At 70.3% G+C, this 22,610-nt stretch carries 21 protein-coding genes, 1 tRNA gene and 1 pseudogene; 12 read left to right on the top strand and 11 right to left on the bottom strand.

What is annotated here, in order from left to right; all coding sequences use genetic code 11:
* Positions 1 to 121: 121 nt before the first annotated feature.
* Positions 122 to 811, bottom strand: coding sequence for a hypothetical protein (locus ACFWP7_RS29820; protein WP_365434819.1), 690 nt, complete (start codon positions 809 to 811; stop codon positions 122 to 124).
* Positions 812 to 858: 47 nt separating this feature from the next.
* On the opposite strand from ACFWP7_RS29820, the gene ACFWP7_RS29815 reads away from it, so the two are divergent.
* The gene (locus ACFWP7_RS29815) at positions 859 to 1,047 is read left to right on the top strand and encodes a DUF5703 family protein (RefSeq protein WP_030053310.1); all 189 of its coding nucleotides are present in this window, start codon (positions 859 to 861) and stop codon (positions 1,045 to 1,047) included.
* 99 nt (positions 1,048 to 1,146) lie between these two features.
* Here the strand turns inward: ACFWP7_RS29815 and ACFWP7_RS29810 are convergent, their stop codons facing one another.
* The 3 genes from ACFWP7_RS29810 to ACFWP7_RS29800 all read right to left on the bottom strand — a co-directional run bounded on the left by ACFWP7_RS29810 (position 1,147) and on the right by ACFWP7_RS29800 (position 3,886).
* Positions 1,147 to 1,950, bottom strand: a complete 804-nt coding sequence (locus ACFWP7_RS29810; protein WP_384387404.1) for a chaplin — start codon at positions 1,948 to 1,950, stop codon at positions 1,147 to 1,149.
* A gap of 199 nt (positions 1,951 to 2,149) precedes the next feature.
* Positions 2,150 to 2,383, bottom strand: a complete 234-nt coding sequence (chpH, locus tag ACFWP7_RS29805; protein WP_189699468.1) for a chaplin ChpH — start codon at positions 2,381 to 2,383, stop codon at positions 2,150 to 2,152.
* Positions 2,384 to 2,560: 177 nt separating this feature from the next.
* The gene (locus tag ACFWP7_RS29800) at positions 2,561 to 3,886 is read right to left on the bottom strand and encodes a M20/M25/M40 family metallo-hydrolase (RefSeq protein ID WP_384387402.1); all 1,326 of its coding nucleotides are present in this window, start codon (positions 3,884 to 3,886) and stop codon (positions 2,561 to 2,563) included.
* Positions 3,887 to 4,073: 187 nt separating this feature from the next.
* Here ACFWP7_RS29800 and ACFWP7_RS29795 point away from each other — a divergent pair.
* A tRNA-Leu gene (locus ACFWP7_RS29795) sits at positions 4,074 to 4,158 on the top strand.
* Between the two features lie 84 nt (positions 4,159 to 4,242).
* Here ACFWP7_RS29795 and ACFWP7_RS29790 read toward each other — a convergent pair.
* On the bottom strand, positions 4,243 to 5,433 hold the full coding sequence (locus ACFWP7_RS29790) for a N(5)-(carboxyethyl)ornithine synthase (RefSeq protein ID WP_384387400.1): 1,191 nt from the start codon (positions 5,431 to 5,433) through the stop codon (positions 4,243 to 4,245).
* 575 nt (positions 5,434 to 6,008) lie between these two features.
* Here ACFWP7_RS29790 and ACFWP7_RS29785 point away from each other — a divergent pair.
* The 3 genes from ACFWP7_RS29785 to ACFWP7_RS29775 all read left to right on the top strand — a co-directional run bounded on the left by ACFWP7_RS29785 (position 6,009) and on the right by ACFWP7_RS29775 (position 11,756).
* Positions 6,009 to 9,884: a Pls/PosA family non-ribosomal peptide synthetase gene (locus tag ACFWP7_RS29785; protein ID WP_384387397.1), complete on the top strand. Its 3,876-nt coding sequence runs from the start codon at positions 6,009 to 6,011 to the stop codon at positions 9,882 to 9,884.
* Between the two features lie 77 nt (positions 9,885 to 9,961).
* The gene (locus tag ACFWP7_RS29780) at positions 9,962 to 11,341 is read left to right on the top strand and encodes a M1 family metallopeptidase (RefSeq protein ID WP_384387394.1); all 1,380 of its coding nucleotides are present in this window, start codon (positions 9,962 to 9,964) and stop codon (positions 11,339 to 11,341) included.
* 31 nt (positions 11,342 to 11,372) lie between these two features.
* Positions 11,373 to 11,756 (top strand): YchJ family protein, encoded by a 384-nt coding sequence (locus tag ACFWP7_RS29775; protein WP_384387391.1) that lies wholly within the window; start codon positions 11,373 to 11,375, stop codon positions 11,754 to 11,756.
* Positions 11,757 to 11,766: 10 nt separating this feature from the next.
* On the opposite strand, the gene ACFWP7_RS29770 is transcribed toward ACFWP7_RS29775, so the two are convergent.
* Positions 11,767 to 12,468: a FadR/GntR family transcriptional regulator gene (locus ACFWP7_RS29770; RefSeq protein WP_384387388.1), complete on the bottom strand. Its 702-nt coding sequence runs from the start codon at positions 12,466 to 12,468 to the stop codon at positions 11,767 to 11,769.
* 204 nt (positions 12,469 to 12,672) lie between these two features.
* On the opposite strand from ACFWP7_RS29770, the gene ACFWP7_RS29765 reads away from it, so the two are divergent.
* From ACFWP7_RS29765 to ACFWP7_RS29755, 3 genes and pseudogenes are all read left to right on the top strand, one after another.
* Complete coding sequence (locus ACFWP7_RS29765) at positions 12,673 to 13,200, top strand: gluconokinase (RefSeq protein ID WP_384387385.1); 528 nt, start codon at positions 12,673 to 12,675, stop codon at positions 13,198 to 13,200.
* A 39-nt stretch (positions 13,201 to 13,239) separates the two neighbouring features.
* The gene (locus ACFWP7_RS29760) at positions 13,240 to 14,637 is read left to right on the top strand and encodes a gluconate:H+ symporter (RefSeq protein WP_384387382.1); all 1,398 of its coding nucleotides are present in this window, start codon (positions 13,240 to 13,242) and stop codon (positions 14,635 to 14,637) included.
* Positions 14,638 to 14,695: 58 nt separating this feature from the next.
* A pseudogene (locus ACFWP7_RS29755) lies at positions 14,696 to 14,773 on the top strand (gluconate 5-dehydrogenase); the annotation flags it as partial.
* A gap of 20 nt (positions 14,774 to 14,793) precedes the next feature.
* Here ACFWP7_RS29755 and ACFWP7_RS29750 read toward each other — a convergent pair.
* The 3 genes from ACFWP7_RS29750 to ACFWP7_RS29740 form a co-directional block, all read right to left on the bottom strand.
* Positions 14,794 to 15,420, bottom strand: coding sequence for a cytochrome b/b6 domain-containing protein (locus tag ACFWP7_RS29750; protein WP_384387380.1), 627 nt, complete (start codon positions 15,418 to 15,420; stop codon positions 14,794 to 14,796).
* Positions 15,404 to 16,153 carry a molybdopterin-dependent oxidoreductase gene (locus ACFWP7_RS29745; RefSeq protein WP_384387377.1) on the bottom strand — a complete coding sequence of 250 codons (750 nt, stop codon included), beginning with the start codon at positions 16,151 to 16,153 and terminating at the stop codon, positions 15,404 to 15,406. Before ACFWP7_RS29745 ends, ACFWP7_RS29750 begins: the two co-directional genes overlap by 17 nt.
* A gap of 141 nt (positions 16,154 to 16,294) precedes the next feature.
* The gene (locus tag ACFWP7_RS29740) at positions 16,295 to 17,950 is read right to left on the bottom strand and encodes an FAD-binding dehydrogenase (protein WP_384387374.1); all 1,656 of its coding nucleotides are present in this window, start codon (positions 17,948 to 17,950) and stop codon (positions 16,295 to 16,297) included.
* 319 nt (positions 17,951 to 18,269) lie between these two features.
* On the opposite strand from ACFWP7_RS29740, the gene ACFWP7_RS29735 reads away from it, so the two are divergent.
* Positions 18,270 to 19,163 carry a DMT family transporter gene (locus ACFWP7_RS29735; protein ID WP_384387371.1) on the top strand — a complete coding sequence of 298 codons (894 nt, stop codon included), beginning with the start codon at positions 18,270 to 18,272 and terminating at the stop codon, positions 19,161 to 19,163.
* A 181-nt stretch (positions 19,164 to 19,344) separates the two neighbouring features.
* On the top strand, positions 19,345 to 19,869 hold the full coding sequence (locus ACFWP7_RS29730; RefSeq protein WP_384387368.1) for an NUDIX hydrolase: 525 nt from the start codon (positions 19,345 to 19,347) through the stop codon (positions 19,867 to 19,869).
* On the opposite strand, the gene ACFWP7_RS29725 is transcribed toward ACFWP7_RS29730, so the two are convergent.
* Positions 19,851 to 20,666 (bottom strand): hypothetical protein, encoded by an 816-nt coding sequence (locus ACFWP7_RS29725; RefSeq protein ID WP_384387365.1) that lies wholly within the window; start codon positions 20,664 to 20,666, stop codon positions 19,851 to 19,853. The genes ACFWP7_RS29730 and ACFWP7_RS29725 overlap by 19 nt on opposite strands.
* A gap of 52 nt (positions 20,667 to 20,718) precedes the next feature.
* Here ACFWP7_RS29725 and ACFWP7_RS29720 point away from each other — a divergent pair, with 52 nt between their 5' ends.
* The gene (locus tag ACFWP7_RS29720; RefSeq protein ID WP_384387362.1) at positions 20,719 to 21,108 is read left to right on the top strand and encodes a YidH family protein; all 390 of its coding nucleotides are present in this window, start codon (positions 20,719 to 20,721) and stop codon (positions 21,106 to 21,108) included.
* Between the two features lie 5 nt (positions 21,109 to 21,113).
* On the top strand, positions 21,114 to 21,449 hold the full coding sequence (locus ACFWP7_RS29715; RefSeq protein WP_384387360.1) for a DUF202 domain-containing protein: 336 nt from the start codon (positions 21,114 to 21,116) through the stop codon (positions 21,447 to 21,449).
* 179 nt (positions 21,450 to 21,628) lie between these two features.
* Here ACFWP7_RS29715 and ACFWP7_RS29710 read toward each other — a convergent pair whose 3' ends face one another.
* On the bottom strand, positions 21,629 to 22,564 hold the full coding sequence (locus ACFWP7_RS29710) for an NADP-dependent oxidoreductase (RefSeq protein WP_384387358.1): 936 nt from the start codon (positions 22,562 to 22,564) through the stop codon (positions 21,629 to 21,631).
* Positions 22,565 to 22,610: the final 46 nt, after the last annotated feature.

Here is a 22,610-nt window from a genome sequence, read left to right as displayed (position 1 = left end):
CCGCCCGGCGTTTCCGCCGGCCCCCGGGCTCGGGGGCGGGTGCGGGCAGCGCGGGGCTGTCCCCCGACCCCACTGCGGGGGCGGTCCCGGGCGCCGGGTCACCGCCACCTCGTACGACAGCTCAGCGATCCGCGTCCAGCGGCTCCAGATCCCCGTCGGCGCCGAGATCGTCCTCAAGGTCCTCGTCGTCCGAGTCGTCGTCGAAGACGGCACTGACGTCGAAACGGCAGACGACACGCTGCGGGTCGATCGAATCGAAGGGGGCCTCAAGCCATTCGCCGGGCTCGGCGGCCTCGTCGGCGGCTGTCACCCAGAGCGTGGAGTCGCCCTCCTCCAGACCGAACTCCTTGTGCCGGGAGGCGATCTCGTCCGGTTCGAACTCGCCGAACAGAACACCGAGCGCCCCGTGCACCGTGCCGGCCGCCGCGTCGAAGGCCGCACTGACACTGGCCCCGTCCTCCTCGACGGCCTCCACCCGCTGGGCCTGCGCCAGCAGTCTCTGTGGCTCCACCACCGCGTAGTCCCGGCGGATCAGGACGCTCAGCGCGTTCGGCTCCTCCGGGCCCGTGTACGGCGGAAGAGTGTCCTCCGAACCGGGGATCTCAAAGGGTGTGACCTCGTCATAACGTTCGTAGAGAAGCTCGTCGTACTCCTCGGCTGCGGAAGCCAGCTCGTTGAACGCCTCGTAGACGGCCGGATCGTCATCGCCCGTCCTGCGCTCGACCGCGGCCAGGTGACGGTCGAGCGCGGTCTTGATCGCCTCGGCGGCGGCGCGTACCTCGGCAGCGGTGGGCTGCACAGCATCAGACATAGTGCAGACGCTATCCGTACAGGGCCTCTGCCCGCACAATAGATGCGATGCCGGAATACGAATTTGTCGACGTGTACGTACCGCGCGGGGTTTCCCGCAAGGACGCCACACGCCTGCTGACAGACCACGCGGAGTACGGACATTGGGAGTTGGACCGTCTGAGCCTGCTGCGCGACGGCAGCCGCAAGGTGCGGTTGCGTCGGCGGATCATCCGCCAGGTGCGCGCGACATGGTGAGCGAAAGAGGCTGAAACGGAGCGGGCCCCGCCGACGCGGAGCCCGCTCTGTTCCGCTCACCACGGAGAGCTTCGTGGCGTTGTGTTCATATTTGTGCCGTTACGCCGCCGAGCGCGCCCTGCGGTACAGCACGGCGCCGCCGAGCAGTGCGCCGACACCCGCCGGGACGATCGCGCCCAGCGGCAGGTCACCGCCGGTGTGGGCGAGCTGTCCGACCCCCTGCGGCTGGGTGACGGATCGCGCGCCCAGGTGGTCCGCATGCGCCGCGGAGCCGCCCAGGTTCTGGTCGCTCCAGTCGGCCGGCCCCGCCGGGGTGCCCGGGTGACCAGGCGTGCCCGGTGTACCAGGAGTGCCGGGCTCGCCCGGGTGCCCCGGCTGCCACGGCTTGCCCGGGGTCGGCGTCTGGGGCGCACCGCCGGGCGGGGTGGTGGAGTGACCGCCGCCCGTCCCGTTCCCGCACTCGTTGCCCGTCACGGGGTTGCCGATGCCGACCACGTTCGCGCTGTTGCCGCAGATGTTCACCGGCACCTCGACCGGCACCTGTACGTGGTTGCCCGAGCCGACCCCCGGTGAGTCACTCGCGTGACCGCCGGCCCCCGAGCCACCGCCGGAGTGGGAGCCCTCGTCCCCGTAGCCGCCCCCGGACGAACCGCGGCCACCGCCCTGGTTGGCGCACTTGTTGCCCATCGCCGGGTTGAGCAGCCCGACGACGCTCACGGTGTTGCCGCAGACGTTGACCGGCGCGTGCACCGGCGCCTGCACCGTGTTGCCCGACAGCACGCCGGGCGAGTCCGAACTGGCGCCGTTCGCACCCGAGTCGGCATGTGCGTGGCCGCCGGTGACGGCGAGTACGCCACTCGCCGCCGCCACGGTCATCAGGCCCTTGCGGGTGACCTGTCGCATAGCTATATCCCTGCCTTCGCCCTTGGCTTGGACCATCCGGAACGCGCACGCACCCGTCCGACGCGCGCGCGGAAAGCCGGTCGGCCCCGGAGCGCATGGCGCGCGCTCCGGAGCCGACAGACTTCAGACCCTCATGGAGTCAGATCCTCATGAGCACAGCCCCCGGTGGGGACAGGTCCTCATGGGATGAGGCACAACGTCACTTGTTGATGCAGGTGTTGCCGAAGGCGGGGTTCAGCAGCCCGATCACCGAGATCGTGTTGCCGCAGACGTTCACCGGGACGTGAACCGGCACCTGGATGACGTTGCCGGAGACGACGCCGGGGGAGCCGACAGCGGCACCCTGAGCACCCGAGTCGGCGACGGCCAGGCCCGCACCGGCGAGAACCAGACCACCGGTGGCAGCCGCAGCGGCGACGATCTTCTTGATCATTATTCCTCCTTGTTGGCAAATGCGATCCCAGCTTCGGATCGCATCAGCTGTAACGAGGAGGGAGTAATGGGGCTACGAGCTTATCGTCTCATTCACTCTTCTCAGTCAATTCCGCACAGGCTGGCGAATAGTGAAGTTTCGTTTCAGTGGGCCAATTCGCCACATCACCGGGCCCGTTCAGGAGGCGTCGATGAAGCGGTCCAGTACGCGCACACCGAACTTCAGCGCATCGACCGGCACCCGCTCGTCGACGCCGTGGAACATGCCCGCGAAGTCCAGCTCCGGCGGCAGCTTCAGCGGCGCGAAGCCGAAGCAGCGGACGCCGAGGTCGGCGAAGGACTTGGCGTCGGTGCCGGCCGACAGCATGTACGGGACGGCGCGCGCGATCGGGTCCTCGGCGGACAGCGCGGTCTGCATGGCGTCGACGAGAGCGCCGTCGAAGGTGGTCTCCAGCGCCTTGTCGGCGTGCACGTCCTCGCGCTTCACCTTCGGGCCGAGAATCCGGTCCAGGTCGGCGAGGAATTCGTCCTCGTAGCCCGGCAGATAACGCGCGTCGATGTGCGCGGTCGCCTGCCCCGGAATCACGTTGACCTTGTAACCCGCGCCCAGCTGGGTCGGATTGGCGGTGTTCTGGAGTGAGGCGCCGATGAGTTTGGCGATGCCGCCGAGCTTGGCGAGCGTCGCGTCCATGTTCTCCGGGTCGAGCTCGGTACCGAGTGCGTCGCCGAGTTCGTCGAGGAAGTGCCGCAGCGTCTTGGTCACGCGGACCGGGAACTTGTGCCGCCCGAGCCGCCCGACGGCCTCGGACAGCTCGGTGATGGCGTTGTCGCGATGGATCATCGAACCGTGCCCGGCGGTGCCGTCCACGGTCAGCTTCATCCAGTGCATGCCCTTCTGGGCGGTCTCGATGAGATACAGCCGCAGGTTCTCGTTGACCGTGAAGGAGAACCCCCCGACCTCACCGATCGCCTCCGTGACGCCCTCGAAGAGGTCCGGGTGCTTGTCGACGAGGTGCCGCGCACCCCACGTACCGCCCGCCTCCTCGTCCGCGAGGAAGGCCAGGACGATGTCACGGGGCGGCTTGCGCCCGCTGCGCAGCCGGTCCCGTACGACCGCCAGCGTCATGGCGTCCATGTCCTTCATGTCGACGGCGCCCCGGCCCCACACACAGCCGTCCGCGATCTCGCCGGAGAAGGGGTGGTGCGTCCAGTCCTGGGCGTTGGCCGGTACGACGTCGGTGTGACCGTGGATGAGCAGCGCGGGGCGCGAGGGGTCCTCGCCCTCGATCCGGGCGACGGTGGAGGCGCGCCCCTGGTGCGACTCGAAGATCTGCGGTTCGAGTCCCACCTCGGCGAGCTTCTCCGCGACGTACTCGGCGGCCTTGCGCTCGCCCGGCCCGGAGTGGTCCCCGTAGTTGCTGGTGTCGATCCGGATCAGCTCGCGACAGAGGTCCACGACCTCGTCCTCGCCAGAGACGCCCCTGGCCGTGTTCGACTCGCTCACGCTGCTTCCTCCCACTGTCACTGCTGGTGGTCCCCCTCCATCCTCTCTCCGACCCCGGCCGCGACCAAGGCCGGACCCGGCCCGTCACACGCCGTTCACGCGGGAACGGGGCGTGATCGGACACCCTCGGAGGCCTGGTAATGTTTTCTCTGTCGCCGCGGGGGCAACCCCGTGCGACAGACACCTTGTCCGGGTGGCGGAATGGCAGACGCGCTAGCTTGAGGTGCTAGTGCCCTTTAACGGGCGTGGGGGTTCAAGTCCCCCCTCGGACACAAGTTGTTCCACGCGAAGGGTGCCGACCAGTTCTGGTCGGCACCCTTCGTGTTTCCCCGTCGTACGTCAACTCCGCGCGGGCATCAGCTGGAGAGCGCCGGAGCCGTGGCCGGGACCTCGCGGACGTGCGGGTAGGCGGCTGTCCGGTGCTGGAAGGAGAGGATCTTCGGGTTCCGGACGACTCCGTCGCGGATCTCGATGGCCTTTCTGACCGTGGTGTCGGCCTCCCATGCAGCGGGGCCGCTCATGACCTTGCGGAGGTACGGCAGGAGCGCCTCGCTGATCTCCCAGGTGGCCGAGTTCCACAGGTGGGACGGACTGTGGTCCACCCCGTAGTAGTGGCAGCCCTGTCCGACCGTGGGCATCGGCTCGCCGAAGGTGGTCGGGCGGGCCCATTCGAAGCCCATGCCGTCGTCGCAGGCGACGTCGATGAAGAAGGTGCCCGGCCGGAACAGGGCGAGCTCCTCGTCGGTGACGAACATCAGCGGGGCGTCGGTGTCCTGCAGGACACAGTTGACGATGATGTCGAACCCGGCCAGGTACTCCGCCAGCGGCGCGGACCCGGCCGCGGTGATCGCCCGTAGCCGCGAGGGATCGTCCTCCTGCTCCTCGAAGTGCCCCATCACGACCGACGGCATCGGCGAGGCCACCGCCGCCGCGGCGCGCTGGGTGAGCACGGTGACGTCGGAGACGCCCATGGCGCCCAGGCCCGTGACGGCTCCACGCGCCGTGGCGCCGAAGCTGATGACCACCGCGCGCAGGCGGCGCCCGTAGCTGCCGGTCAGTCCGCCGAGCTGCAGAGCGTGCAACACCGAGGAGTAGCCGGCGAGTTCGTTGTTCTTGTGGAACACATGGACGCTGAAGGCGCCCGTGGAGGTCCAGTGGTTCATGGCCTCCCAGGCGATGAGGGTCAGCTTCCGGTCGATGGCGAGCTGGGTCATCTTGTCGTCCTGCACACAGTGCGGCCATCCCCACAGCACCTGGCCCTGGCGCAGCTCGGCGACATCGTCGTGCATCGGTTTGGGCAGCATCACGACATCGCACTCGGCGATGAGCTGCTCGCGGGAGCGCAGGCCGGCGACGAGCGGTCGCAGGGCGTCGTCACCGACGCCGAACCGCTCGCCGTAGCCCTGTTCAAGGAAAATGTTCTCTCGTACGTCCGGGGCGATCCGGCCGAGGTGGCCCGGGTGCAAGGGCAGTCGGAGCTCGTTCTCCTTGCGGGATGAGGCGAGTACGCCCAGACTCAGCAGGCTCGTGGGACTCTTGCGGCTCATACGCTTCCTCGTCATTGAGTTGTTGTCGTTCGGAGCACCTTGTGAACCAGGAGGTCCGCTAACTCGGGGCGCGGGACGGGATGCGGAACTCGGCGCGACAGTGCGAGCGAGCAGTCATGGGGCGGCCCATTTCCGCCGGGGCGTGACGTCCTCCGGCCTTGCCGTTCCCCGAGGGCGACGCTGTGACGGATGACGGCGTGCGGGATGCGCTCGGTACCCCAACCGTACTCCCCTGCGAGGCCCCTCGAACCCCTTTGACGTGCGAGGGACGGCGGAGCGGACGTCGCCAACTCCGAGCGGAAACGCGCCCATTCCCTTGCCGTACGGCGTGTTACGGCAAGATGTGGGGCAGATCTCGTCAGGATGACATACCCCCACGTCAGGGCAGCGATGGCAACCCGGAATCGGCGGTTCCGGAGCCCTCCCGACGCCTCCTCACCTGGCTGACGTGCAGCGACGCGACTAGCGTCGTACTAAAATTCCACGCTTGTTTGGAGCTGGACCGGAACATCCCCAGGCGTACCTGCGGGCCCACCAGCGCCCCGGACGCTCCGGGAACACCACGTGAGGACCCGATGGCAGCCCTAGAGCAAGGCCCTGCGCTCGCTCTGTTCGACGAGGAGGTGCGCGCGGAGTTCGGTGATCAGGCGCGCTTCTCCGCCTCCGCCGCCGCCTCCCCGCGCACCCTTGTGGACATTCTCGACGCCTCCGTCAGGGCGTACCCCGACGAGCCCGCCCTGGACGACGGCGTGCGCTCCCTCACCTACCGCGCACTGGCCGTCGAGGTGGAGACCCTCCGGCGCGGGCTCGCGGACGCAGGTGTCGGGCGGGGCGACCGGGTGGGCGTCCGGGTTCCCTCCGGTACCAATGACCTGTACGTCGCCATCCTCGCCGTACTGGCCGCCGGTGCCGCCTATGTGCCGGTGGACGCCGAGGACCCGGACGAGCGGGCCGAGCTGGTCTTCGGGGAGGCTCAGGTGCGTGCGGTCGTCGGGGCGGGGCACGAGCTGACCGTCACCGGCAGGAGCGAAACGCCCGCCGCACGGCCCGGCACCGAGCACGATGCCTGGATCATCTTCACCTCGGGCTCCACCGGGAAGCCCAAGGGCGTGGCCGTCACTCACCGCAGTGCCGCCGCCTTCGTCGACGCCGAGGCGGACCTCTTCCTCACCGACGACCCGATCGGGCCCGGCGACCGGGTGATGGCGGGCCTCTCCGTCGCCTTCGACGCCTCCTGCGAGGAGATGTGGCTGGCCTGGCGGTACGGCGCCTGTCTGGTGCCCGTACCGCGTTCCCAGGTGCGCAGCGGCGCCGACCTGGGGCCCTGGCTGGTCGAGCAGGAGATCACCGTCGTCTCGACCGTGCCGACGCTGGCCTCGCTCTGGGAGCCGGAAGCCCTCAACGAGGTCCGACTGCTGATCTTCGGCGGCGAGGCCTGCCCGCCCGAACTGGTCCAGCGGCTGGTGACCGAGGGGCGCGAGGTGTGGAACACGTACGGGCCCACCGAGGCGACCGTCGTGGCCTGCGCCTCTCTCATGACCGGTAAGGAGCCGATCCGGATCGGGCTGCCGCTGAACGGCTGGGAGCTGGCCGTCGTCGACGAGGCCGGGGAGCCGGTGGCGATGGGCGACAGCGGACAGCTCGTCATCGGCGGAGTGGGACTCGCCCGCTACCTCGACCCCGAGAAGGACGCCGAGAAGTACGCGCCGCTGGAGTCGCTCGGCTGGAAGCGGGCGTATCGCAGTGGTGACCTGGTCAAGGCGGAGCCCGAAGGGCTGATCTTCCTCGGCCGGGCCGACGAGCAGATCAAGCTCGGCGGACGCCGGATCGAGCTCGGTGAGGTGGACGCCGCTCTGCAGGCCCTGCCCGGAGTCGCGGCCGCCGCGGCCGCCGTACGGACCGCGCGCAGCGGCAACCAGCTGCTCGTCGGCTATGTGGTCACCCAGGACGGCTGGGACCGGGCCGCGGCCGTCGAGAAGCTGCGCGCCGAGCTGCCCGCCGCCCTGGTCCCGCTGCTCGCACCGGTGGACGACCTGCCGACCCGGACGTCCGGCAAGGTCGACCGCAACGCGCTGCCCTGGCCGCTGGAGAACCTGGCGACCGGCGGCGCGAAGGAGCAGCTGTACGGCACCGAGGCCTGGCTCGCCGAGCAGTGGAGCGAGGTCCTAGGCATCCCGGTCGCCACCGCGTCCGACGACTTCTTCGCGATCGGCGGCGGCAGCCTCGCCGCCGCCCAGCTCACCACGAGACTGCGCACCCGCTACGCCAGCGCCGCCGTCCTCGACATCTACCAGCAGCCCACCCTGCGCAAGCTGGCCCGCCACCTGGAGGAGTCCGCGCAGGGCGACGGCGCCGAGCGGGTCATCGCGCCCGTGCCGCTGCGGACCAAGGCGGCCCAACTCCTCCTGCTGATCCCGCTGTTCACCCTGATGGGCCTGCGCTGGACGGTGGCGCTGGCCGCGCTCGGGAACGTAACTCGCTGGTTCGGGCCGTACCCGTGGGCACCGACCGCGTCGTGGTGGCTCGTCGGCGCCGGGGCCCTTGTCCTCTTCAGCCCGCCGGGGCGGCTCGCGATCGCCGCGGGCGGTGCGCGGCTGCTGCTGCGGGGTGTGAAGGCGGGCCGTCATCCGCGCGGTGGCAGTGTGCATCTGCGGCTGTGGACGGCCGAGCGGCTGGTCGAGTTCAGTGGCGCGACCTCGCTGACCGGGTCCTGGCTGGAGCGGTACGCGCGTGCCCTGGGCGCCAGGATCGGCCCCGACGTGGATCTGCACTCGCTGCCGCCGGTGACCGGGATGCTCAAGCTGGGGCGGGGTGCCGCCGTCGAGTCCGAGGTGGACCTGTCGGGGCACTGGCTGGACGGTGACCGGCTGGAGATCGGCCCGGTCAAGGTGGGCGCGCACGCCGTGGTCGGCACGCGCAGCCTGCTCTTCCCCGGTGCGCGGGTGGGCAAGCGGGCCGAGGTGGCCCCCGGTTCCGCCGTGGCGGGGCACGTGCCGACCGGGCAGCGCTGGGCCGGAGCACCCGCCGTCAAGCTCGGCAGGGCGAAGCGGGCCTGGCCCAAGGAGCGGCCGGCGCGTGGCACGTACTGGCGCGTGATGTACGGCGCGACCGGCTTCGCGCTGACCGCACTGCCGCTGGTCGCGGGCCTTGCCGCGCTTCTCGTGGCCGATGTGTTCGTGAGCGCGGACGCCGGGCTCGGCGAGGCGCTGCGCGGCGCCGCGGTGGCCCTGGTACCGGCGACACTCGCCTTCGGACTCGCGTACGCGCTGCTGCTCCTGATCGCCGTACGGCTGCTCAGTCTGGGGATGCGCGCGGGCACGTATCCGACGCACAGCCGGATCGGCTGGCAGGCCTGGACGGTCACGCAGCTGATGGACCGCTCGCGGGACACGCTGTTCCCGCTGTACGCCGGACTGATCACGCCCGTGTGGCTGCGGCTGCTCGGCATGAAGATCGGGCGGGGCGCCGAGGTGTCCACCGTGCTGGCGCTGCCGAGTCTCACCACCGTCGGTGAGGGCGCCTTCCTCGCCGACGACACGCTCACCGCGCCGTATGAGCTCGGTGGTGGCTGGATGAAGATCGGGCGGGCCGAGATCGGGCGCCGGGCGTTCCTCGGCAACTCCGGGATGACCGCGCCGGGCCGCAGCGTGCCGGACGGCGGACTGGTCGGGGTGCTGTCGGCGACGCCGAAGAAGGCGAAGAAGGGCAGCTCCTATCTGGGGCTGCCGCCGATGAAGCTGCCGCGTGCCGCGCAGGGCGGCGATCAGAGCCGTACGTACGACCCGCCCGCGCATCTGCTGTGGGCGCGCGGTCTGGTGGAGCTGTGCCGGATCGTGCCGGTGTTCTGCTCGGCGGCCCTCGCCGTGCTGACCGTGGCCGCGCTGAGCGCGCTGGGCGCCTGGGCCTGGGCGTTCGCCGGGGTGGTCCTGCTCGGCGTGGGTGTGCTCGCCTGCGTGCTGTCCATCGTGGCCAAGTGGGTGCTGGTGGGGCGGCACCGGGCGGGCGAGCACCCGCTGTGGAGCAGCTTCGTGTGGCGCAACGAGCTGGCGGACACCTTCGTCGAGGTGGTGGCCGTGCCGTGGCTGGCCGGTTCCGTGCCGGGTACGCCGCTGATGACGGCGTGGCTGCGCGGGCTCGGTGCCCGGATCGGCAAGGGCGCCTGGGTGGAGAGCTACTGGCTGCCCGAGACGGACCTGGTGACGCTCGGCGACGCCTCCACGGTGAATCGGGGCTGCGTCCTGCAGACTCACCTCTTCCACGACCGGATCTTGCGGACGGATACTGTTGTCCTCCGTGAGGGCGCCACCCTGGGCCCGGGCGGAATCGTCCTGCCCGGCAGCACTGTCGGGGCCCGTTCCACACTGGGTCCCGCGTCGCTGGTGATGGCGGCGGAGTCCGTACCCGACGACACCCGCTGGCTGGGCAACCCGATTGAGTCATGGCGTTCATAGAAGAGATGGCCGGATCGGATACGAAGGGCGGTGTACCGGCATGTCGTACGAGCACAGGGCAGGGAGCAGACGCAGCAGTGAGCGTTCAGCAGACAGTGGGATCGGACCCGTACTTCCCGGCCAACGGTGATCCCCGCTACCGGGTGCACCGGTACGAACTCGCGCTGGACTACCGCCCCGGCCCGAACCGGCTCTCCGGCACCGCGCGGCTCAACGCCATAGCGGGCCGCTCCCCGCTCACCGAGTTCCAGCTGAACCTGGCCGACTTCCGGATCGGCCGGGTCCGGGTCGACGGCAAGGCGGCGCACTACACGCACCGCGGCGGCAGACTGCGCATCCGTCCCCCGAAGCCCGTCCGGGCCGGCGCGGCCTTCACCGTCGAGGTGCACTGGGCCGGCAATCCCAAGCCGGTGAACAGCCCCTGGGGCGGCATCGGTTGGGAGGAGCTGGAGGACGGGGCGCTGGTGGCGAGCCAGCCGATCGGCTCACCCTCCTGGTACCCGTGCAACGACCGCCCGGCCGACAAGGCCTCGTACCAGATCTCGGTCACCACGCCGTCCTCGTACTCCGTGGTGGCCGGCGGCCGACTGTTGACCCGTACGACGAGGGCTTCGACGACCACCTGGGTCTACGAGCAGTCGGCGCCGACGTCCAGCTATCTGGTCGGCCTGTCGATCGGGAAGTACCAGACGGTGCTGCTCGGCGACCCCGGCCTCGGCGGCGTGCCGCAGACCGGTCATCTGCCCGCGGACCTGCTCCCCGAGTTCTCCCGGGACTTCGCGCGGCAGCCGGCGATGATGGAGCTGTTCGAGACCCTCTTCGGGCTGTATCCGTTCGGCGAGTACGCCGTGGTGGTGACGGAGGAGGAGCTCGATGTCCCCGTCGAGGCACAGGGGTTGTCGCTGTTCGGCGCCAACCACGTGGACGGGAAGCGGGGTTCGGAGCGGCTGGTCGCGCACGAGCTGGCGCACCAGTGGTTCGGCAACAGCGTGTCCATCGCGGACTGGCGGCACATCTGGCTGAACGAGGGGTTCGCCAAGTACGCGGAGTGGCTGTGGTCGGAGCGCTCCGGGGGCCGCGGGGCGCATCAACTCGCCGCCGCCGCGCACCGGAAGCTGTCCTCGCTTCCGCAGGATCTGTGTCTGTCCGACCCGGGGCGCAAGCTGATGTTCGACGACCGGCTCTACGAGCGCGGTGGGCTCGTCCTGCACGCACTGCGCTGCGCGCTGGGCGACGACACCTTCTTCCGGATGCTGCGCGGCTGGGCCACCCAGCACCGGGGCGGCGCCGTCACGACGGCCCTCTTCACCGCGCATGTCACCCGCTTCGCGGCCGAACCCCTGGACGACCTGTTCGCGGCGTGGCTGTACAAGACGGCGCTCCCTCCGTTGCCCGCACCGGAGTCCCGGCTTCCGGCACGGCCCACGTATCCGCCGACCAACGCCGACTCGGCGTAGACGCAGAGAGTTTCGCGCAGCCATGACAGCCATGACAGCCACGCCCAGTCGTTCCTGCCCGTGCGGGCTGCCCCAGGCGTACGAGGGGTGCTGCGGGCGCTATCACTCCGGTGCCGCGGCCGCGCCGAGCGCCGAGGCGCTGATGCGGTCGCGGTACACCGCCTTCGTACGGCGGGACGAGAAGTATCTGCTGCGGACCTGGCACCCGCGCACACGGCCCTCTTCCGTCGACTTCGATCCCGGGATGCGGTGGACCGGGCTTGAGATCCTGGAGACGGGTGACGGGTCCGCTTTCCACTCGGTGGGGACCGTGACCTTCCGGGCCTCCTACCGAGGCGGCTCGCTGCATGAGCGCAGCCGTTTCGAACGGGTCGAGGGTGCGTGGGTGTACGTGGACGGCGACTTCGTCGGGTAGTCGAGGGTGGTTAGGGCGCGAGTACGTCCAGCTCCTGGAGCGCGCCGACCGTGATCTCGCGGGTGAGCGCCTCGGCGCGGGCGGCGTCGCCCTCGCGGACGGCCTCGGCGACCCGCACGTGCAGGGTGACGGCCGAGGGGTCGGGGTCCTCGAACATGACTTCGTGGTGGGTGCGGCCCGTCAGGACCTCGGCGACGACGTCGCCGAGCCGGGCGAACATCTCGTTGCCCGAGGCGTTGAGGATCACCCGGTGGAAGGCGACGTCGTGGACGAGATAGCCCTCCAGCCGGTGGCCGCGTGAGTTGGCGACCATGCCAAGGGCGCACTCGGTGAGCTCGGCGCACTGTGCGGCGGTGGCGTGCCTGGCGGCGAGGCCGGCGGCGATCGGTTCGACGGCGGAGCGCAGGACGGTGAGCGAACGCAGCTGGTGGGGGCGGTCGGAGCCGGCCAGCCGCCAGCGGATGACCTGAGGGTCGTACACGTTCCACTCGACCTTGGGGAGGACCGTCACGCCGACGCGGCGGCGGGACTCGACCAGGTGCATGGACTCCAGGACGCGCACCGCCTCGCGCATCACGGAACGCGAGACCTCGAAGCGCTGTGCGAGTTCGTCCGTGCGCAGGACGCTCCCGGGCGGGTACTCGCCCGCGGTGATCGCCGGCCCGAGGGTTCCCAGTACGTGTTCGTGCAGGCCCCGGCCCCGTGTGCTCATGGGGCCAGCGTACGAGCCCGGCGCTCGGAACAAAAAGTCAGACTTATATGTCACAGACCCTTGAATTTGTCGTACCTAATGGGTTTCAGTGTCGTCGGCATCGGATGCCTCAGGTTCTCCTCAGGTTCAGATGTCTCAGGTTCAGATGTCTCAGGTTCAGATGTCTCAGGTATCGACGAAGACGATGAGGACAGCGAGAGCACGATGGAGCTGACGCGTACCCCCCATGTCGTCGTGGTCATGGGCGTGGCAGGCACCGGGAAGACCACCATCGGTCCCCTGCTTGCGGCCCGGCTCGGCGTTCCGTACGCCGAGGGCGACGACTTCCACCCGCCGGCCAACATCGCCAGGATGACGGCCGGGACCCCGCTGACCGACGAGGACCGGTGGCCGTGGCTCGACGCCATCGGGCGCTGGGCTCAGGAGCGGGCGGGGCTCGGCGGGGTGGTCAGCAGTTCGGCGCTGAAGCGCGGCTACCGGGACCGGCTGCGGGCGGCCGCCCCGGAGGTGGTGTTCGTGCACCTCACCGGAGACCGTGCGCTCATCGAGGACCGGATGTCGCAGCGCCAGGGCCATTTCATGCCGGCGGCGCTCCTCGACTCCCAGTTCGCCACCCTCCAGCCGCTCCAGGCGGACGAGGCGGGCGTCGCCGTGGATGTCTCCGATGGCCCCGGGGAGATCACCGAGCGGGCCGTGGCCGCGCTCCGCGCCCTGCCTCAGCCCTCCCTCTGACCCCTCTTTTTTCTACCTTTCTCACGTAAGGGAACCACCGTGACCAGACTCAGCGTCGAGTCGCTGGCAGCGGACACCGTCGAGCCGATCACCTCGGCGGGCCATGCTCAGCTGGGCATCGCCGTGCTGGCGGGCATCGCCGTCATCGTCCTGCTCATCACCCAGTTCAAGCTGCACGCCTTCCTGGCCCTGACCATCGGCTCGCTCGCGCTCGGCGCGTTCGCCGGAGCACCGCTCGACAAGGCCATCGTCAGCTTCACGACCGGACTCGGCACCACCGTCGCCGGCGTAGGCGTCCTGATCGCCCTCGGCGCGATCCTCGGCAAGCTGCTCGCCGACTCCGGCGGCGCCGACCAGATCGTCGACACGATCCTCACCAAGGCCGGCGGCCGTGCGATGCCGTGGGCGATGGTCCTGATCGCCTCGGTGATCGGCCTGCCGCTGTTCTTCGAGGTCGGCATCGTGCTGCTGATCCCGGTCGTGCTGATGGTCGCCAAGCGCGGCAATTACTCCCTGATGCGCATCGGCATCCCGGCGCTGGCAGGCCTGTCCGTGATGCACGGTCTGATCCCGCCGCACCCCGGCCCGTTGGTCGCGATCGACGCGGTGGGCGCCAACCTCGGCCTCACCCTGGCTCTCGGCATCCTGGTCGCCATCCCCACGGTGATCATCGCGGGTCCGGTCTTCTCGAAGTACGCCGCCCGCTGGGTGGACGTCCCGGCTCCCGACCGCATGATCCCCGCCCGCGCCTCGGAGGACCTGGAGAAGCGCCCCGGCTTCGGCGCCACCATCGCCACCATGCTGCTCCCGGTGGTGCTGATGCTGGCCAAGGCTCTGGTGGACATCGTCGTGGACGACCCCACGCACAGGGTGCAGCGGGTCTTCGACGTCATCGGCTCGCCGTTGATCGCGCTGCTCGCGGCCGTGATCGTCGGCATGTTCACGCTGGGCCGCGCGGCCGGCTTCACCAAGGAACGGCTGTCGACGACCGTCGAGAAGTCCCTCGCCCCGATCGCGGGCATCCTGCTGATCGTCGGCGCGGGCGGCGGCTTCAAGCAGACGCTGATCGACTCCGGTGTCGGCCAGATGATCCTGGACATCTCCAAGGACTGGTCGATCCCCGCGCTGTTGCTGGCCTGGCTGATCGCCGTGGCGATCCGGCTCGCGACCGGTTCGGCGACCGTCGCCACCATCTCGGCGGCCGGCCTCGTCGCGCCCCTCGCGGCCGACATGTCCACCGCGCACGTCTCCCTCCTGGTGCTGGCGATCGGCGCGGGCTCGCTCTTCTTCAGCCATGTCAACGACGCGGGATTCTGGCTGGTCAAGGAGTACTTCGGGCTGAACGTCGGCCAGACCATCAAGACGTGGTCGGTCATGGAGACGATCATCTCGGTGGTTGCGGGCGGCCTCGTCCTGCTTCTGTCACTCGTGATCTAGCGGGGCCTACGGCGGGGCATTCAGCTCGTCACTCAGGGATACGGGTGTCAGTCATCCTCTGTTCGACATCGGCGGCCGTACGGCACTGGCCACCGGGTCCAGTCGCGGCGCCGGGTTCGCGCCGGAGCGAGGGCTGCCGGGCGGGACGGGTCGGCGTCAGGGCCGCCAAAGGCGGTGTTCCCGTTCCGCCCACTCGCGGCTGACGGAGCCGGTGCGCAGGCCGCGGCGGGCGTCGGGGTCGCCGAGGGCCATGCCGATGTGGCCCGCCAAGACGATGCCGATCGTGAGGGCGAGCCAGTCGTGGACGAAGGTCGCACTGGTGCGCCACATCAGCGGGGTGAGGTGGGTGAACCACATCAACAACCCCGTGCCGAGCATGACGAGGCTCGCACCGGCGATCCAGGCGGCGTAGGTCTTCTGACCGGCGTTGAACTTGGCGGCGGGACGGGACGAGGGGCGGGCATCGCGGCGCAGGACCGCGCGGAGCCACGTACGGTCGTGCGGCCCCCAGCGATTGAGGCGGCCCAGGTCCGCGCGGAAGGCGCGGGAAGCAAGGCCCGCCAGGACCGGCACCGGGAGCAGCAGGCCCGCCCACTCGTGGATACGGACCACCAGCTCGCGGCGGCCGACCAGCTCGGCGAACTGCGGCACGTACAAGCACGCCGCCGTCACCACGCACACGCCCATGAGCAGGGCCGTCACCCGGTGCACCCACCGCTCCGCGCGGCTGAAGCGCCGGACGCGGGAGGCCAGGGCCGGGGTCTCGTCAACTCGTAGGTGCATCGTCGCGTCCGTTCGAGCGGCCGACCCAGGCGTCCACGTCGTAGCCCCGGTCCTCCCAGTACCCGGGACGGACGTCCTCGGTGACCGTGATGCCGGAGAGCCACTTGGCGGACTTGTAGAAGTACATGGGGGCGACGTAGAGGCGGACCGGGCCGCCGTGGCTGTGGCCGAGGGCCTTGTCCTGCATGCGGTGGGCGACCAGGACGTCGGAGCGCCGGGCCTGTTCCAGGGTGAGGCTCTCCGTGTACATGCCGTCGAAGCAGGTGAAGCGGATCGCCCCGGCCGTGGAGCGCACTCCTGCGGCGTCCAGGAGGGCGGACAGGCGGACCCCCTCGAAGGGCGTGCCCGGCACCCGCCAGCCGGTGACGCACTGGACGTCGTGCACGAGCCGGGTCTGGGGCAGGGCCTTCAGATCGGCGAGGGTGTAAGAGGTCGGGTGGTCGACCAGGCCGTCGACGGTGAGGCGGTAGTCGGTGGCGTCCTTGTTCGGGACGGACGACGCCACCGAGTAGTAGCGGAAGCCGCCGCCGTTGGGGAGGAGGCCCGTCAGGCCGGTGGGGTCCTTGTCGGACGCGCCGGCGAGGAAGGATTCGAGGCCGCGCTGCAGTGTGGGTGCGGCGAGCACGCCCAGCGCGCCGAGTCCGAGCGTGCCGAGGAACACCCGGCGACCGACCGGCACGCCGCGCTCCTCGGGGTGTTCCGGCTCCCGCGCTTCGGGATGTTCAGAGTTCACCTATCGATTCGAGCACCCGCGACCCCCAAAGGGCCAGGGGCAACGGGTGCTCGTCAGAAATCGGTAACCACTTATTACGCACGGTTGCACAAACGCGCTGTCGAGCACACGCAGTACTCGCGACGCACGGGCCGCCGCCGGTCAGTTCACCGCCTTGGCCGCCGCCCGGCCCGCCGTACGCCCGGAGAACAGACAGCCGCCGAGGAACGTACCTTCGAGGGAGCGGTAGCCATGGACTCCGCCGCCGCCGAACCCGGCGGCCTCACCCGCCGCGTACACACCCTCCAGCGGTTCCCCGCCCTCGGTCAGCACGCGGGAGGAGAGGTCGGTCTCCAGGCCGCCGAGGGTCTTGCGGGTGAGGATGTTGAGGCGGACGGCGATCAGCGGGCCGGCCTTGGGGTCGAGGATGCGGTGCGGGGTCGCCGTACGGATCAGCTTGTCGCCGAGGTAGTTGCGGGCGCCGCGGATCGACATCACCTGGAGGTCCTTGGTGAAGGGGTTCGCGATCTCCCGGTCGCGCGCGACGATCTCGTTGCGCAGCGCGGCCTCGTCGATGAGCGGCTCCTTGGTGAGCGCGTTCATGCCGCGTACGAGCGCGCCCAGGTCCTTCTCGACGACGAAGTCCACGCCGTTGTCCATGAACGCCTTGACCGGACCGGGCACATCGGCGCGTGCCCGCCCGATCACGTCCCTGATGGACTTGCCGGTGAGGTCGGGGTTCTGTTCCGAGCCCGAGAGCGCGAACTCCTTGCCGATGATCTTCTGGTCGAGCACGAACCAGGTGTAGTCGTACCCGGTCTTCATGATGTGTTCGAGGGTGCCGAGGGTGTCGAAGCCGGGGAAGAGCGGCACCGGCAGCCGTTTGCCACGGGCGTCGAACCAGAGCGAGGACGGGCCGGGCAGGATGCGGATGCCGTGGTTCTCCCAGATCGGGTTCCAGTTCTGGATGCCCTCGGTGTAGTGCCACATGCGGTCGCGGTTGATGAGGTGGGCGCCCGTCTCCTCGGCGATGGCGAGCATCTTGCCGTCGACGTGCGCGGGTACCCCGGCGATCATCCGTTCCGGCGGACTGCCCAGCCGCTCCGGCCAGTTGGCGCGTACGAGGTCGTGGTCGCCGCCGATGCCGCCGGAGGTGACGATCACCGCCTGGGCCCTGAACTCGAAGGCGCCGCTGACAGTGCGGCTGCTCGGCTGGCCGCGCTCGATGCCGGACGGCTCCAGAATCTCGCCAGTGACCGTGTCGACGGCGCCCGCGCTGCGGGACAGACCGGTGACGCGGTGGCGGAACTTCAGCTGTACGAGACCACGGGCGACGCCGGCCCGCACGCGCCGCTCGAAGGGGGCGACCAGGCCGGGCCCCGTCCCCCAGGTGATGTGGAAGCGGGGCACCGAGTTCCCGTGCCCGTTGGCGTCATAACCGCCGCGCTCGGCCCAGCCGACCACCGGGAAGAAGCGGACGCCCTGCCCGTGCAGCCAGGAACGCTTCTCGCCGGCCGCGAAGTCGACATACGCCTCGGCCCACTTACGCGGCCAGTGGTCCTCCCTACGGTCGAAACCGGCCGTTCCCATCCAGTCCTGGAGGGCCAGCGCGTGGCTGTCCTTGATCCGCAGACGGCGCTGCTCGGGCGAGTTCACGAAGAAGAGCCCGCCGAAGGACCAGTGCGCCTGGCCGCCCAGGGACTGCTCCGGCTCCTGATCGAGGAGGATCACCTTGCGGCCTGCGTCGACGAGCTCCGCGGTCGCGGCGAGCCCCGCGAGGCCCGCTCCGATCACGATCACATCTGCGTCGTAGGCCATGGGGCCCGTCCTCTCGGCATTCCGACGGGTCGGACCGGTGGCGGCATGCAGTTCCCCATGAGGCTGGTCATGAAGTTCGTCACGAACCGATCGGCTTCGTCGCGGGTTGATGAGACATTGGTAGTACGGAATGCGGTGGTCGCCGATGGTGCTCGACCACTCGTTGTTACTGACCGGTCAGATCCTTCGGCAAGAAGAGTGACCGAGTCAACTGCCCGGATCCGGGTACTGTCGGGGCAGGCCCCGGCCCGTGGCACTAAGGTCGGCGCGATACGCACCCGTGGCCCGCACTGACTCCCGATGTATCGAGGTACACAGCGTGTCGGTTCTCGTTCTGGTCCTCTCTGTGAGCGCGGCCTGTTGCCTGGGCTTCGGGTTCGTGCTCCAGCAGAACGCCGCCTCGCAGGCCCCCCTGAGCGACTTCCTCTCCCCCCGCCTGCTGCTCGACCTCATCCGGGTGCCCCGGTGGCTGGGCGGCATCGGGCTCATGGCGTGCGGCATGATCCTCGGCGCAGTCGCCCTGGGCAAGGGCGAGATCTCCCTGGTGGAACCCCTCCTCGCGACGAACCTGCTCTTCGCGCTCGCCCTCTCCCGCCATCAGACCAAGCAGCCGCTGGGCCGACAGGGCTGGGCCGGGCTCCTACTGCTCGCGGGCGGGGTCAGCGCGTTCATCGTGGCCGGGCAGCCGGAGGGCGGAAACGCCGTCAGCGATCCCGTGCGGCACTGGCTGATCATCGGGATCATGGTCGGTCTCGCGCTCCTGCTCACCACCTACGCGAAGCGGTCCCTGCGCAGCTCCACGCCCGTGCTGCTCTCCCTGGCCGCGGGCCTGCTGTACGGCGTCCAGGACGCGCTCACCCGGATCAGCGGGCAGCGCTTCGGCGAGGGCGGCTGGTCCGAACTGATCACCGGCTGGCAACCGTACGGGGTTCTCGTCCTCGGTGTGACGGGCCTTGTGCTGGTGCAGAGCGCCTTCGAGACCGCGCCCCTGCGAATGTCATTGCCGGCCCTCACCGCGGCCCAGCCGCTGGCCGGGATCGTCTGCGGGGTCGGGTTCCTGGGGGACCGACTGCGCACGGATGCCGGGGCACTCGCCTGGGAGGCGGCGGGTCTCGCGGCCGTCGTGGTGGGGATCGTGCTGCTCGGGCTGCATCCTGCGATGCCGCGCGGGACGTCCAAGGCGAAGCCGACGCTGGATCTTCAGCCGCATTGAAGCCTCCGCATGGATGCCTCCGCATTCATGGCAGCCGGATTCCCGGCGCTGCCAGATTCACGCCTCATTCGGATTCACGCCTCATCCAGATTCACGCCTCATCCGGATTCCTCATCCGGATTGACAGCGGGCTGACCTGGGGCGGCCCGTCGGCGTGGCTCGGTCCTGCTTGGATGGGGGCATGAATGCCGCTGACGAAATCCTCGACATCGTGGACGAGAACGACCAGGTCATCGGGCAGTCCCCGCGCGGGGAGGTATACGCGCTCGGCCTGCGCCACCGGGCCGTGTTCATCCAGGCCCGGGACGCCGAGGGCCGGATCTTCGTCCACCGCCGGACACCCACGAAGCTCGTGTTCCCCTCGCTGTACGACATGTTCGTCGGCGGAGTCGTCGGCGCGGGCGAGACCTACGAGGACGCGGCCCTGCGGGAGGCCGAGGAGGAACTCGGCGTCTCCGGGCTCCCGCGTCCCGTTCCCCTCTTCAAGTTCCTGTACGACAACGGCGCCGGCCAGACCTGGTGGTCCTCCGTCTACGAGGTCCGCTGCGAGTTGCCGGTCGACCCGCAGGTCGAGGAGGTCGCCTGGTACGACTTCCTCCCCGAGGAAGAGGTGGAGCGGCACCTCGCCGACTGGACCTGGGTCCCGGACGGCCTGGTGGCGTACGAGCGGCTCAAGGGGCTCAAGGGCTACCGCGCGCAGGCCTGACCCACTCCCGACGCAGCCACACCAGCACCCGCTACGGACCCGCTCCCGGTGAGCGCGTCGGCCAGCGCCCGCACCTGGGCCGGGGTGCCGCCCAGGTCGAGGGGCAGGGTGCGCGGGCTGTACTGCCCGTCGCACACCCCGAGAGGGCTCGGCCCGACCGCGCCACCGCTCAGCGGGCTCTCGCCCTGCGTCGTCCACGTCGGGCCGTCCCAGAACGGGTGGTCGAGGAGCCGCTCGGCCACGCCTGGTGCCGCCCCCGCCGCCACCCCCACGGCGGTGAGCGCGCCGGATATCCGGGAGATCGCCTCGGCCACCGGCACATCCGCGTCACCGAACACGGGCAGCAGGAGGAGCAGCCGCAGCGCGGGGTCGCGTACGCCCTCGGCCCGCGCCGGGGCCGAGTCGGCGACGGCCACCAGCTCGGGCCAGGACAGCCCCGGGCCGCTGAAGTGACCCTCCAGCGATGCCAGGGGCGCGTCCCGGTCCCAGTCCGGGTGTGTGAGCAGGTAGTCCGTGCCGGGGTCGTCCGAGAAGTTGCGGTGGACGATCCAGAGCAGGTGCCCGCCGCTCAGGGGTATTCGGTAGGCCGGCCAGGCCTCGGGCGCGCTGTACAGCGCCTCGGTCGCTGCGTCGACGTCCGCCTCGTCGGCGCCGAAGAGCGCGGGCTCCTCCATGAACTCGTCCCAGGCCGGGAGAAAGTAGGCGGGCCAGAATCCGGCCAGCCCGAGCAGCTCCTCGGCGGGGGCGATGCCGTGGCCGGGCACGGCATACCGGGCCAGTGACATGGGAACGTCCATGCGCCGAACGGTAGCGAGCGGCACTGACAACGCTCCCGGTAGGGTCCAGGGCGTGATCCAAATCGTACGGAACGTCCAGCTGTGGTTCACGCCCCCGGACGCCGAAGCGGAGGGCAGCACGCCCGACTACCGCTTCTCCCTGGCGAACGAGCGGACCTTTCTGGCGTGGCTGCGCACCGCGCTGGCGCTGATCGGCGGCGGCTTCGCGGTGGATCAGTTCCTGCCGGGCCTGGGGTGGGGCTGGCGCGTCGGCCTCGCACTGGCCCTCCTGGCGGCGGGCGTGCTCTGCTCTCTGCGGGCCGTCAACCACTGGGTGCGGTGCGAGACGGCGATGCGGAAGGGCGAGGACCTGCCTGTGTCACGCTTTCCGGCCGTTCTGAGCATCGCGGTCGCGATCGTCGCCGTGGCCATGGTCGTCGTCGTACTCCTCGGCCGGGAATGATGACCATGCCCGCCCGGGAGGGGGAGCAGGGGCGTGACCCGGGCCTGCAACCGGAGCGCACGCGCCTCGCGTGGCGGCGTACGACCCTGTCCAGCACGGTGGCCACCGTGCTGGCGGTGAAGACGACACTGCACGGCGGCGGGTCGGTCACCGGGGTCGTGGTCTGTGCCCTGTGCTGCGCGCTCTGGCTGGGTTTTCTGGCCATCGCCCACCGCCGGATCCGGGTGCTCGCGGCGGTGTCCGGCTCGGACCGGCCGCCCGCACTGGCGCCCCGCCACGCGACAGCGGCGACGCTGTGCACGGTGGCACTGGCGGTGTGCGCCGCGGCGCTGGTGCTCTGAGTCCGAGAGGTCTCGTCCGCGCCTCAGCGAGATCGTCCCGTGTCTGATAGATCCCGCTCCTCGTCCGGGCGGCCTCCATCCGCGTCAGGGCGGTCGCCGTCCGGGTCCGAGAGGTCGCCGTCAGGGTCCGGGCGGTCGCCGTCCGGGTCCGGGCGGTCGCCGTCCGGGTCCGAGAGGTCTCAATCCGTCCAGTCGACGGTGACCACGATCTTCCCCCGCGTACGGCCCTCCGCGCTCAGACGTTGGGCTTCGGCTGCCCGGTCCAGGGGGAACGTCCGGGAGACATGGACCGAGATGACGCCCTGCTCGGCAAGGTCGGACAGGTGCTGGAGGTCGTCCGCGTCCGGGCGGACGAAGTAGTAACGGCCGCCGAAACCGACGACGTCCGGGTCGGCGAGCGACACCAGGCGGCCCTCCGGAGCGAGCAGGTCCGCCGAGAGCTTCATCGTGTCGCCGCCGATCGTGTCGAGAGCCGCGTCGACACCTTCCGGTGCGAGGGCCCGTACGCGCTCGGCGAGACCCTCGCCGTAGGTGACCGGCTCGCCGCCCAGGGACCGTACGAAATCGTGGTGGGACTCGCTCGCCGTGCCGATCACGCGGGCGCCGAGATGCCGGGCGAGCTGGACCGCGATCGAGCCGACGCCGCCCGCCGCCGCGTGGACGAGTACGGTCTCGCCGGCCCGCACATCGAGGACCTTGATCATCACCTGGTACGCGGTGAGCCCCACCAGGGGCAGGCCCGCCGCCTCCTCGAAGGAGAGGTTCAGCGGTTTGCGGGCGAGGGTGCGCACGGGGGCCGCCACGTACTCGGCGAAGGTGCCTCGGGAGAGAAAGTCCTCGCGGGCGTACCCGATGACCTCGTCGCCGACCTCGAACTCCGTGACCGACGCGCCGGGCTGGACCACCACACCGGAGACGTCCCAGCCGGGGATCACCGGGAAGACCGCGTCCAGGATCCCGTCGAGGTGGCCCTCGCGGCACTTCCCGTCGACCGGGTTCACGGACGCCGCGCGCACCTTCACCAGGACCGCGTCGGGACCGACCTTGGGGTCGCGTACCTCCCCGTACTCGAGGACGTCCGGCCCGCCGTACCGGCTGTAGCTGATGGCCTTCATGCCATCGACCCTCCGAGGTATGCAGGCGCCACGCAAGACGGAATGG

It is taken from the genome of Streptomyces sp. NPDC058470, assembly GCF_042721055.1.
In the GTDB taxonomy this organism is placed as follows: domain Bacteria; phylum Actinomycetota; class Actinomycetes; order Streptomycetales; family Streptomycetaceae; genus Streptomyces.
This window is presented reverse-complemented; position numbering and strand designations above follow the sequence as displayed.